At 38.0% G+C, this 12,276-nt stretch carries 10 protein-coding genes; 5 read left to right on the top strand and 5 right to left on the bottom strand.

The window, feature by feature from the left end; translation table 11 throughout:
* Window positions 1-172 precede the first annotated feature (172 nt).
* Window positions 173-2,878, bottom strand: coding sequence for a GTP-binding protein (locus FI644_RS05995; protein WP_246067031.1), 2,706 nt, complete (start codon window positions 2,876-2,878; stop codon window positions 173-175).
* A 363-nt stretch (window positions 2,879-3,241) separates the two neighbouring features.
* Here FI644_RS05995 and FI644_RS06000 point away from each other — a divergent pair, with 363 nt between their 5' ends.
* The 5 genes from FI644_RS06000 (at window position 3,242) to FI644_RS06020 (ending at window position 8,539) form a co-directional block, all read left to right on the top strand.
* Window positions 3,242-4,900, top strand: coding sequence for a glutamine--tRNA ligase/YqeY domain fusion protein (locus tag FI644_RS06000; RefSeq protein ID WP_142108159.1), 1,659 nt, complete (start codon window positions 3,242-3,244; stop codon window positions 4,898-4,900).
* Window positions 4,901-4,939: 39 nt separating this feature from the next.
* Window positions 4,940-5,290 (top strand): ASCH domain-containing protein, encoded by a 351-nt coding sequence (locus FI644_RS06005; RefSeq protein WP_053479197.1) that lies wholly within the window; start codon window positions 4,940-4,942, stop codon window positions 5,288-5,290.
* Window positions 5,290-5,730, top strand: coding sequence for a hypothetical protein (locus FI644_RS06010; RefSeq protein ID WP_053479198.1), 441 nt, complete (start codon window positions 5,290-5,292; stop codon window positions 5,728-5,730). The genes FI644_RS06005 and FI644_RS06010 overlap by 1 nt, the downstream gene beginning before the upstream one ends.
* 176 nt (window positions 5,731-5,906) lie before the next feature.
* Window positions 5,907-7,442 carry a TerD family protein gene (locus FI644_RS06015; RefSeq protein ID WP_142108160.1) on the top strand — a complete coding sequence of 512 codons (1,536 nt, stop codon included), beginning with the start codon at window positions 5,907-5,909 and terminating at the stop codon, window positions 7,440-7,442.
* Window positions 7,443-7,576: 134 nt separating this feature from the next.
* A complete protein-coding gene (locus FI644_RS06020) occupies window positions 7,577-8,539 on the top strand; it encodes a D-2-hydroxyacid dehydrogenase (RefSeq protein WP_142108161.1) in 963 nt (320 codons plus the stop codon).
* Between the two features lie 21 nt (window positions 8,540-8,560).
* On the opposite strand, the gene FI644_RS06025 is transcribed toward FI644_RS06020, so the two are convergent.
* The 4 genes from FI644_RS06025 to FI644_RS06040 all read right to left on the bottom strand — a co-directional run bounded on the left by FI644_RS06025 (window position 8,561) and on the right by FI644_RS06040 (window position 12,227).
* The gene (locus FI644_RS06025; protein ID WP_142108162.1) at window positions 8,561-9,559 is read right to left on the bottom strand and encodes a Gfo/Idh/MocA family protein; all 999 of its coding nucleotides are present in this window, start codon (window positions 9,557-9,559) and stop codon (window positions 8,561-8,563) included.
* Window positions 9,560-9,733: 174 nt separating this feature from the next.
* Window positions 9,734-11,134 (bottom strand): M20/M25/M40 family metallo-hydrolase, encoded by a 1,401-nt coding sequence (locus FI644_RS06030; protein WP_142108163.1) that lies wholly within the window; start codon window positions 11,132-11,134, stop codon window positions 9,734-9,736.
* Window positions 11,135-11,344: 210 nt separating this feature from the next.
* The gene (locus tag FI644_RS06035) at window positions 11,345-11,905 is read right to left on the bottom strand and encodes an FAD-dependent oxidoreductase (RefSeq protein ID WP_053479203.1); all 561 of its coding nucleotides are present in this window, start codon (window positions 11,903-11,905) and stop codon (window positions 11,345-11,347) included.
* Between the two features lie 91 nt (window positions 11,906-11,996).
* Entirely contained in the window at window positions 11,997-12,227 is a 231-nt protein-coding gene (locus tag FI644_RS06040) for an excisionase family DNA-binding protein (protein WP_053479204.1), read from the bottom strand.
* Between the last annotated feature and the right edge of the window lie 49 nt (window positions 12,228-12,276).

Raw genomic sequence — 12,276 nt, forward strand, 5'->3', positions numbered from 1 at the left:
ATTTTCTCCTCCTCCCTGCTAAAAATAACATTCTTATTCAAGTCCATCAGAATGTATTTTAGAAGGTTGTCATAAATCTCGGTGATATTTTTCAGATTTAAGGCGGAAGATAGATTACTTCCGCCGGCTCATATGGATTCAATAAAGTTTATGTCTGTTTCATAGAAATAACTTACTGATACTGATGAAGTGATTCGCCAGCTTTTGTCATCCATTCAAATTGTCGAAGTTTCAGCTGGAATAATGTTAGCGGATCTCGATAGGTTTCCGGATTCATTCTCATTTCCCTTAATGACTCTTTATTCCATTCTATTTCTTTACTTGCTTCATCTAAAGCATCATTTAATACGGAAAATGGATGATCAAAAAACATGTGTATATCTCGATCTAACGCCTTTTCGAATAGTTCAAACGGCTGAGTCAGCTGATTTGAAATCGTAACAGATACACTGCTATAATCCTCATTTTCGATATATTGCTTATACTTATTAAGAATTAAAGCCTTATTTTGAGGTATGGCGTTAAATAGTTTGCCTGCACTTTTTAATAAAAATTGGGATGGAGTAAAACGCAGAAGTATATTCATTTTTTCTAGCTGAACCGATCCTCTGGTCATCCTATCAGCATCCCGCCGCCAATCATCCAATAATTTAAAGTCACAGTCCAGCTTGATTTTCTCATCGCCATAAAGGTCATTGAAGCCTGCACACATTTCATTTAGAAAACTTTGACTCTGGTCAAACTCGGTCTTTGCTTCAGCAATCCAACTTTGAAATGCATAATGAATGTTTGGGAGTATATTTTCATCCATATAATTCTGAACTCTTTCATTCATTTCCTCATTTAGTTTGATATGAATTTTTCCAAAGTCACAGTCCTCTGTAATAAGCTCCGAGCATTCTCGCAGTAATTTGGGAATTTCCTCTGTTACTTCTAATTTCATATCATCTACCATTTTTCGAAAAGCTCTTTTTATTGTTCGGATCTTCTCTTCTTCCAGATCACTTAATTGATTCGTTGCCCCTTTAAGCTTCGTTACCATCTCTTCATTCCATTTAATCGCATCAATAAAGCTATTTTCCATTTCAACGCGTCTTTCTAACAGATACTTAATTGTTTTACGGATATAATGATGTACTTTAGATGTACGTTCCTCTTCTAGATTTCGATTATTTTTTATTTCAGCTATAAAATTCGAGAGACCATTCAACTCAAAATCAGCAGTGGAGTTAGCAAGAATCCTTACTTTCGGGAAATACGTATGCACTTGTGCAGAAACTTGGTCAATTACCTCTTGATCGTTGTTATTGACTAAAAAATGGATAGGCAGATTTGGTGCCTTCTCTCGAATTTTCAACGCTGCCTCGAGCTCTTTCTCTGAAAAAAGTTCATCTGAATCAAGAATAAATAATAAGCTATCTGCAAGCTGCAAGTATTGAAATACTCCATTCCTGAACTTGTACTCTCCAGTCATCCTAGGTGTATTAATAATTGTAATTTCATTGTCACACAAAAAAGACATCGGCTGCTTATATTGGATAATTGCTTGCGGGTGAACGGAATGCTCTGAGAGATTAGCAAATTCTCTAAATTCTTCATCAGATATTTCCATTATTTCAGGTGTATCACTATTCTTGTAAATAGCTGGGATGGAAGATATCTCATGCATTGGATTACTGCCAATAGTTGATTGAATAAAATTCGATTTATTTCGATCATCTGTGCTAGCTAAAAGAATATGATGTGTATTCAAATCCAGCAGCTCTTTCACCATCCAGCCAAAACGTTTTCCTAATTCGATCCCATTCTTCTTTGCCCAATGTACAATAGATTCAAATAGAAGATACCCTTCTTCAAGACTATCTCCACTCCCTGCAGTTCTCTTTAATAAACTTTCTGCTTTATTGATGATTTCCGGTTCTATCCCTGAAGTGAAAATTTCACTCCATGCCAGTGTGGAAGCAGCTGCAAACAAAGTATGAGGTGAGTCAGCCAGTTTCAGCCAATTCGTTAGGTGATTCGGGATAAGGTGTGATAATTCTTTGATTAAATACTTGCCATCGATTAATTCAATATACGTATTTTGATAGAGTTCAGATAACTCACGCCATATATGTGCCTTGCTCCCGTCTTTATGCAGAAGAATATGATTAATCTCTTTAAGCCAAGAAAAATAAAACTCACCTTTCTTATAACACTTCCAAAATGACACGGTTAGTGCCTCAAACTTCATTAAATCAACTTTATATAGTGTATGAAGAACCTCATTGAAATCATTTGGCGGCATTTTCATCATTTTGCCTTGTTCAACATATGTGTGGAGAATATCGTACCACTGTAGATTCCCCGTGCGAACAGATTCATTTACCGCAAGCTCCACTGCATTATTCCAATCTTGGTACTCCTCGAAAAAGGATCGAGCAATCTCTGTTACTTCCGAGTAGTCAGGATTTAAGGTTACTGCATCTTTAATCACTTCAACAGCCCGTTCAAGCTTTCCCTGCTCTATGTATAAAGAAAACAGCTGTAGAAGTACTTCTGTTTTTAATACGTCTGAATCGGTATGAATGGATTGATAAATATCCTCCGCAGTTGAAAGCAGTTCAAGCTCAAAATAGGCATCAGCCATATTTTTCTTTGCCCATGGCTCTAGTTCATTACTTATATTCTCCCATTTAAAAATAGCCGCTTCATAATCCCGGTGATGGAAATAAACTTCTCCTTGCGAGAAGCGAATATAGGATAAATCAGATAACTCCTTCTTCTGCTCCTCCATATAAAGATCTCCGAGATGTTTCATTGAATGCAAATCCTCATTTTCGGCGATCAACGTATGGTAATACACTTTATTATTTAGCTTCTCATCTATTGTCATCATGTTTCCCCCACGAACATTATTTTGAAATATAAACAATTTCAACAGAAAAAGCTGAAGGGTCAAGACCACGATTCAACAAATTTCTTCAACTCTTTCTTGTATTCTAACAAATTATCTATAATATTTTGATTACATTATTGTATTCCATTGTAACAATTTTAATAATAGGAAAAAATTCATGTGCTTTTCTATCTAATTATCCGCTTTTAAATAATTTGAAACAGGCTTTTAGAAAGAATTTCGTCAGCATGCAGAGTTTTTTGTCACATTCTTCCGGTGCCCGTCATTGTCCCTGATTGATTTACCTATAAGAAATCAGTAAAATAAAGAAAAAGTATATATTATAGAAAGGCTGATACAGGTTTGGAAAATAATTCATCCAATTTTATTAAAAATATTATGATTGAAGATTTGGAGACTGGAAAGCATAAAGAAATTATTACCCGCTTTCCTCCTGAGCCGAATGGATACCTTCATATCGGTCATGCCAAATCGATTATTATTAACTTCGGTCTTGCAGATGATTTTGAAGGAAAAACAAATTTACGCTTCGATGATACGAATCCATTAAAGGAAGACCAAGAATATGTAGATTCTATTAAAGAAGACGTTAAATGGCTTGGTTATGAATGGGATGAGCTGCGCTTTGCATCTGATTATTTTGAAGAAATGTATAACCGCGCGGTCCTTTTAATCAAAAAAGGAAAAGCATATGTTGATGAATTATCTCAAGAAGAGATCCGAGAATATCGCGGCACACTCACAGAACCTGGAAAAGACAGCCCTTATCGCAATCGTACAATTGAAGAAAATCTTGATTTATTTGAGCGTATGCGCAACGGTGAATTTGAAAACGGCAGTAAAGTTTTGCGGGCAAAGATTGATATGGCCTCACCAAATTTAAACATGCGTGATCCAGTTATTTACCGCGTAGCACATGCTATCCATCACAATACAGGTGATAAGTGGTGCATTTATCCAATGTATGCTTTTGCCCATCCGCTTGAAGATGCAATTGAAAATGTAACACATTCGATTTGTACCACTGAATTTGAAGATCAGCGCCCGTTATACAACTGGGTCGTTGAGGAATGTGAAATGGAAAGCAAGCCACAGCAAATTGAATTTGGACGCCTGAACATTACAAATACTGTAATGAGCAAACGTAAACTGAAAAAGCTTGTAGACGAAGGCTTTGTCGATGGCTGGGATGATCCACGCATGCCAACGATTTCTGGTTTAAGAAGAAAAGGCTTCACACCAGGAGCCATTCGGGAGTTTGTTAAAGCAACAGGCGTTTCAAAAGGCTATGGAGCAGTCGATGAGGCAATGCTTGAGCATTTTGTCAGAGAAGACTTAAAGCTTGAAGTACCGCGTACAATGGGTGTGCTTAATCCATTAAAAGTAGTCATTACAAATTATCCGGAAGATAAAGTTGAAATGCTTGATGCTGAAATCAACCCTGAAAATCTTGAAATGGGTTCTCGCCAAATCCCATTCTCAAGAGAGATTTATATTGAACAGGATGACTTCATGGAAGATCCGCCTAAAAAATACTTCCGACTCTTCCCAGGGAACGAAGTGCGGCTAAAGCATGCGTACTTCATTAAATGCAATGACGTCATTAAAGATGAAAACGGAAAAGTCGTTGAGATTCACTGCACATATGACCCTGAAACAAAGAGCGGGACAGGCTTTACAGGCCGAAAAGTAAAAGGAACGATCCATTGGGTAGATGCAAAAAATGCCGTTCCCGCAGAGTTTCGCCTGTATGAACCGTTAATCCTTGATGCAGAAATGAACGAAGAAATTCCTGAGGAAAAAACATTCCTTGACTACGTCAATGCTAACTCACTTGAAATTGTTCAAGGGTTTGTAGAGCCTAATATGAAGGATGTTAAGCCGCAGGACAAATTCCAATTTTTCCGTCATGGTTATTTTAACGTTGATCCGAAGCATTCTACTTCTGAGAAAACGGTATTCAACCGGATTGTTTCATTAAAAAGCTCATTTAAATTATAATAACATCTATGCAATGGGAAGAAAAAAGGAGGAATTCAGGTGACAAATCAACATAATAATCAAGAGCTGCCGCCAAAAACATGTACAATCGATAAATTAGTAACGGTTCCTGAAGATATTGAAAAAGTGCTTACAGGCAAAAAAACGGCTACACGCCGAAATGGACGCTATGCGGACATCGGTGAAATTATGACTCTTAAAGGAAAAGGCTTTATCGTTGAAAATGTTTATTCTCAAGCACTTGGTGAGTTAACGGATGAACATGCTAAGCAAGAAGGCTACGAAAATGTAGAGGAGTATAAAGAATCAATTCTTTCTTTCCACCCTGGTATGCCATGGCTGCCGCAAATGAGGGTATGGGTGCATGAATTCCGTCCAGTTTCGGAGTAATGGATACTCTTTACCGATTTATTGTTTTCCTTCATGTTGGTAGTGCGGTTTTCTCAATTGGACCTTTCATTATATTAATTCCAATTGTAAAAAAACTGCGTGCTGCCGATGTAAATGTTCAACAAGCCTATATCGATATCATTCGATTTTCTGTCAGACTCGTTAAACATGCTGGACATGTCTTAGTTGGTAGCGGTGTGTTACTGATTGCAATGGGCCCATGGACATGGAAAACACCATGGATTATTGCAACCTTAATCGTGATGTTCGGTTCTATATTTTTCTTGGCTCGTGCGTATACACCTACACTTCGTGTTTTTTTTGAGCCTAAACAAAACCAGCACGCATTAGTCAAAAAACTTTCATGGTCAAGCTGGCTCTATCTCATCCTTCTCATGATCATGCTTTGGTTCATGGTTGCAAAGCCAGCTCTTTGGTAAAAAATGATTATAATGGTCAGTCTCATGATGAGACTGACCATTTTTTGTAAGGGATATTATTTTCTTTTTAGTAGACTAGTGAACTATAATAAACATATGAAATGACGAATTAGTTGAAACTTTTTACACATATAAACGTTAAATAACTAACTGCATTATTTTAAGGAGTGAATGTTGTGGGGGTTACTTTACGCAAAGGGCAAAAGGTAGATTTAACGAAGACCAATCCAGGTTTGGAAATGGTTGTTGTCGGATTAGGATGGGATGTTAGCGGAAGCCATTCAAATTATGACTTAGATGCTTCTGCATTTTTAGTAGGTCCTTCCGGAAAGGTTCAAAGTGATCTGGATTTCGTCTTCTATAATAATCCATCTGGCGGAAACGGATCAATTATTTACAGCGGCGATAACAGAACAGGTGCTGGTGCAAGCGATGATGAGCAAATCAAAATTGAGCTGAATAAAGTTCCACCTTCCATTCACCGCATCGCCTTCACGATTACGATCCACGATGCCCAGGCAAAAGGGCAAAGCTTCGGACATGTTTCGAATGCCTATGTAAGAATATTTAACGCTTTTACTAATGAAGAATTAATTCGCTTTGATCTTGGTCGTGAATTTACGGTAGAGACGGCCATAGTTGCAGCTGAGCTTTACCGCCATAATGGCGAATGGAAATTTAACGCCATTGCAAGTGGATTCCAAGGGGGTTTAGCAGCACTATGCCGTAATTTCGGTGTAACGGTTGACGATGAGCCATCCGTACAGCCTGCCATTCAATCAGAATACCAGCAGCAAAACAGTCCATCCTTTGGCAGCACACAAGCTTTTAATACTCAGCAAAACTCAACATACAATCAACCAATCTATGGGCAGTCGACTCAGCAGCAAAGTACATTCAATCAACCTGTTTTTGGACAAAATGGACAATACAATTCTCCTTATAATCAGCCTGGGTTTGGTCAAGCTGGACAATCTAATTCGTCCTATAATCAGCCTTCTTATGGACAATCCGGCTACGCATCAACGACTAACCAGTCTACATATGGACAAACTAACTCCTCCTCTCATGCTTATGGAGGTGACAATATCAATTGTATACGCTGTGGGTCTTCCAATGTTAGAACTGGAGAAAAGGGCTTCGGACTTGGAAAAGCAGCGATTGGCGGACTTATTTTAGGTCCAGTGGGACTATTAGGCGGATTTATTGGGAAAAACCAATTAAAGTTCACTTGTAACAACTGTAACCATACCTGGTCACCCAACCAAACCGATTATGCTCAATGGGCGAATCAGCAAAAAAGAAGGGCTCAAGAGCTATTTACCCGCTATAAGAGTCAAGACGTTATGGATGCAGTAGTAGCTGCCTGTGCACTTGTAGCACTTGCTGATGGCAGACTTGATCAAACTGAGCGTCAAAAAATGATTGAATTTGTCAACCAGAGCGAGGAATTAAGAGTATTTGATACAAACAAAGTTATACAACAATTTAATTTATTTGTGCAAAAAATTGAAAGAGATTCTATTATTGGACGAGCCGAAGCATTCAAAGCATTAGGACGTATTCGATCAAAGCCGGAAATTGCTAGATTGGTTGCACGCTATTGTATTGCTATCGGTTATGCAGACGGCCATTTTGACCCAAGCGAGAAACAAATCGTTACTGAAATTTGTATGGAACTTGGCTTAAATCCGCATGAATTTTTGTCATAACTCGGAAAACGTAAGCGGCTTGCGCTAGACAGTTCTCAAATTCGAAAAACCTTATATTAATTCTGTGAAAAGAGGTCGATCCTTACTGGATCCTCCTCTTTTTGCAATAATATATTATATATGGAGGGATTGGGATGCAAAATAGAAAGCTAGTGATTACTCAAAACCTTGATCAAAGTCTCATAGAAAAAATAAAAGTCATCATCCCTGACTGGGATCTTGTTATTGGAAAAGAAAAAAGCATCTGGTCCGAGCACTTGAATGAGGCGGAAGTTATTGTTAGCTGGAAGAAGGAAATGGAAGGAATGATATCCGGGCACCAGTCTAAACTATGCTGGCTGCAAGCTTGGTCAGCTGGAGTGAATAGCTTGCCATTGCAAGAATTAGAAGCTAAAAATATTCTTACAACCTCAGCAAATGGTGTACATGCTTATCCAATCTCAGAAACCATCTTCGCCCTTATGCTTGCTTTAACTCGTAAAATCCATACATATGTAAAAAATCAACAAACAAAAAAATGGGATCATGCTGGCTTAAATCTTGAATTACACGGGAAAACCATTGCGATTTTAGGAATTGGCGCCATCGGCAAAGAAACAGCGAAGATAGCCAAGGCATTTGGGATGAAAGTCATTGGCTTTCGGCATTCGGGAAAACCTGAAGAATATGTAGATATCATGTATACACTCCAGCATTTAAATGAAGTGCTGTCACATTGTGACTATGTCGTGGTCACACTTCCTTATACAAAGGAAACCCATCATCTATTTGGAACAGAGCAATTTAACATGATGAAGCCTTCTTCTTTCTTCATTAATATAGGCAGAGGAAGCATCGTGGTAGAACCTGATCTTATTAAGGCCTTACAAGATGGGGAAATTTCAGGGGCAGGTCTTGATGTATTCGAAAAGGAGCCTTTGGACGAAGAAAGCCCATTATGGGAGCATGAAAATGTCATTATTACTCCACACACATCCGGGTCAACAGAACATTATACGAAACGTGTGATAGAAGATATATTCATTCCGAATTTGAAAAGCTATATACAAAGGGAAACTCCTGCGATTAATTTAGTTGATTATAAAAAAGGATATTAATGTACCTAAGCCTTGCCGAATTTAGCAAGGCTTTCTATTATTATCTGCCGGAAAAATAAGACCCATTTCTTCCCTGGCTGCGTCTAAAATAGCTGCTGTCACATAAGAGTTCCGATGGGAATTAATAGAGGACTCTTTTTTTCCTTGCTTAATTAGATCCACAAAAGCCCTTGCTTCATCATACATCCCATCCCCTTCCTGCATAGTAGAAATAACTTCTTTTCTTCCATCCCGATAACGAATTTCTACATGTCCAGGTGCAGCAATATGATCAATGATCATCGTTCCCTCCTCCCCTTGTATTTCTGAAGGCAAGTTGGAATCTGTAATTTTTGAGTGCATAATAACTGCATCCATTTCATCATACTTTACAAGAAGGCTTCCCTCTCCATCAACTCCAGAGTCAAGCATGAAACAAGTTGCCTTGACTTCCTTTGGCTCACCAAACAAGACAACCATTGGGTAGATGCAATAAACCCCTAAATCCATTAATGACCCGTTAGAGAAAACAGGGTTAAATGCATTCAAAACGGTACCAGCCTTATAAGTGTCATATCTAGAGGAATACTGACAATAGCTTGCTGCATACCTGCGGATTTTGCCAAGCTTATACAGATTCTCCTTAATAAGAGTAAAATTAGGAAGGAAGGTTGTTCTCATTGCTTCCATCAGCAGTACATCATTCCTTTTGGCTGCTTCAATCATTTTCTCTACTTCTGCTGCATTTGAAGCGAATGGCTTCTCACACAATACATGCTTGCCATGATTTAACAAGGTAATCGCCTGACCTGCATGGAATGAATTCGGACTGGCAATATAGACAGCATCCAGCACCTCACTTATAGCCATTTCTTCAATAGATGTAAATGTATGATGAACCTGATACTTTTCAGCAAATTCACGTGCTCGATCTGAAGTCCTTGAATAAACAGCAGTTAATGAAAAGTCATTCATTTCCTTTACCGCCTGTAAAAATCGATCAGTAATCCAATTCGTTCCTATTACTCCAAAGCGTATCATTTTCTTTGCCTCCATTCAGCTATCGGATGAGCAATCTGTATGCATTCCTTATATTCATTAGTTTAGGTACTTTTTCTGTTTTTAAGGCATTAATCTAATAAATTTTGTAATTTCATTCATTTTTATCTATGACAACAAAAACAGCACCCCGCTAAGGAGGCACTGCTAAATAAATCATCTAATATTTTGCTCATGGTAAGCTTGTTTATCTGCCTTAATCTTTTTTGCCTTTTTCGTCTTTGGTCCCATATTATCAAATCGTGCTTGTTCATAAACAGCCGTTCCTACGATTTCAGCCACATCCTCTAGCTTTTCTTTGCTAATTTTATCTATGGTATCTTCTGGTGTATGATACCAAGGCTCCGATGGACTATGAATGAATAATGCGGCAGGGATTCCAGCTTCTGCAAATGGAACATGGTCGCTTCTTCCACCCTGTGAATATGGAGTTGGTTCTCCGTTTAATCTCGTACTAGATGCCTGTGCAAGCTCAGTGACAAGGTTCGGCTGACCATCTAGAGTGGCCATAATTAAATCACCAGCATCCTTGCTTCCTACCATATCAAGATTAAAGTTTGAAATGATACGATTTTTTTCATCATCTGAAAGGTTTGCAACATAGTGTGTTGAGCCAATCAAACCTAATTCTTCAGCACCAAATGTAATGAAGCGAATTTCGGAATCAGTCGGTAAATCTTTAAATACACGAGCCAGTTCAAGTGTCATAGCAGTTCCGGAAGCATCATCATTCGCTCCAGGTGCACCGGCTACTGAATCGTGATGAGATCCTACTACGATCACATTATTTGTATCCTTCTTTTTATTAGTTGGTTTTTTCGTTGCGATTACATTATGAGAAACACTTTCCCCCGTTCTTGCACCCTCAATCTTTAAAGTTGCTGTGTGTGTTTCCCCATTACTTAAGGAAGCGGCAAGGGCATCCCCCTCTGCTTTCGATAAAGACGCAGCAGGAACATATTGATCATTTGCCTCTCCAAGCGTACCGTTCATGGCGCCTGAAGTATTATTGAAAATCAAAACGCCTGATGCACCTTTATTAGCGGCATTTAACACTTTTTCAGCAAATGAAATATCCCCGCGTTTAATCAAAGCTATTTTCCCAGTAAGATCCAAACCTTCTAAGTCACTTGCTGTACCTAATCCAGCGTATACAAGTTCACCTGATACCTCTCCACTCACTGTATAAGTAAAGGAACCTGGATTTAGCTGTCCATCATAACCGTTTACATCCAACTCAATTGTATGAGGAGGAGTATAACCATAGAAAGTAAATGGCTGCAAATCTACTTCATACCCATAGGATTCGAACTGCCCTTTGATAAACTTAACAGCCTTATCTTCTGCTTCCGTACCTGCAACCCTAGGAGTCTTCGATAAATATTCAATATTCTTATAAATATTTTCTACATTAAGCTTGTTAATCACCTTATGATCAAATACTTTAACAGGCTGATTTTGAGCAATTTCTGCCGGCTTTGCGAAAACTGCCTGTGAACCGACTGCACCAAATGCTAGTGTACTGGCTAGAACAATTGTTAATACTGGCTTTTTCATATAGTTCCTCCTAATAGATTAATAGATTCTACTTAAGATATTATAATATTTAAACAATTCAAATAAGAGTACTAAATACTAAGTTTAGCTAGTCATAAACTTCTAGTTACAAATAAATATGAACCTTACAGTCCATTAATCATAGGCAAGAACACATAAAAAAAACCAGTCTCTACCAAATTGGTATGATACCGGTTTTGAGCAAATTATTTATTTCATTATGTCATGGTCAACATATCGCTCACCATTTAATTCACTGATTACGTTAATCGCTACTCTTGCGCCATCGCCAGCTGTAATGATTGTATGCATACTTACACCAGCAACTGTGCCTGCTCCCCAGATACCTTCGATATTTGTCTTCCCATTGGCATCTAAGTCTAAGATCGTCTTAATACGCGGCTCTGTACCAGGCTTTGTATGTAAACCAATTTTTTCTGCTAGATCTGTCAGCATCCCAGTTGCAAAGATAACATGCTTCGATTCAAATGATTGATCACCCGTATGAATCGTGAAGCCAGATTCAGTTTTCTCGATATTTTCCACGGTTGCTTTTTTAAGCTCTGCGCCAAATTTAGCTGCCTGTTTTTTACCTATCTCAACTAACTCAGGGCCAGTAATCTCCATTACTCCATAATGGTTTTCTACCCATGCACGCTTTGTAACACTTTTATCACTATCAATAACCAATACTTTTTTTCCTGCTTTTGCAGCAAATAATGCAGCACTTGCCCCTGTAGGACCAGCCCCAATAATTGTAATATCAAACATGTTCGTTCCCCCTTTGAATATTTTCTATTTATAGACTATATCAAATAATTTTAATTGTAAAACAATGTGTTTTTAGAAGACGCAATTACCTTTAATCTTCATCCTTCACATCTACATCTTCTGGAATTGGTTCATTTAGGATTTCTTCTACAATTTCCTTATATTTTTCGACTTGCCGTAAATGAGTAGTAAATTGATCTTTATTGATTAAATATTGCTGTCCATCAAAAATTGCACGAATTCGTTTTTGTTGAACTAGGCCTTTAATATATGATTCTGGATAAGAGAGATACTCTGCTGTTTCTTTAATTGTCAAATACATAGTGAATCATCCTTTTTTAAAAGTATATGAGTCATTATAACAGAAGAAA

It is taken from the genome of Cytobacillus solani (assembly GCF_006704205.1).
Taxonomy (GTDB): domain Bacteria; phylum Bacillota; class Bacilli; order Bacillales; family Cytobacillaceae; genus Cytobacillus; species Cytobacillus solani.

Excerpts from the sequence above, each read along its gene's own strand:
- FI644_RS05995 (WP_246067031.1), bottom strand. The coding sequence starts at position 2,878 with ATGATGACAATAGATGAGAAGCTAAATAATAAAGTGTATTACCATACG.
- FI644_RS06010 (WP_053479198.1), top strand. The coding sequence starts at position 5,290 with ATGGATACTCTTTACCGATTTATTGTTTTCCTTCATGTTGGTAGTGCG.
- FI644_RS06020 (WP_142108161.1), top strand. The coding sequence starts at position 7,577 with ATGCAAAATAGAAAGCTAGTGATTACTCAAAACCTTGATCAAAGTCTC.
- FI644_RS06025 (WP_142108162.1), bottom strand. The coding sequence starts at position 9,559 with ATGATACGCTTTGGAGTAATAGGAACGAATTGGATTACTGATCGATTT.
- FI644_RS06030 (WP_142108163.1), bottom strand. The coding sequence starts at position 11,134 with ATGAAAAAGCCAGTATTAACAATTGTTCTAGCCAGTACACTAGCATTT.
- FI644_RS06035 (WP_053479203.1), bottom strand. The coding sequence starts at position 11,905 with ATGTTTGATATTACAATTATTGGGGCTGGTCCTACAGGGGCAAGTGCT.
- FI644_RS06040 (WP_053479204.1), bottom strand. The coding sequence starts at position 12,227 with ATGTATTTGACAATTAAAGAAACAGCAGAGTATCTCTCTTATCCAGAA.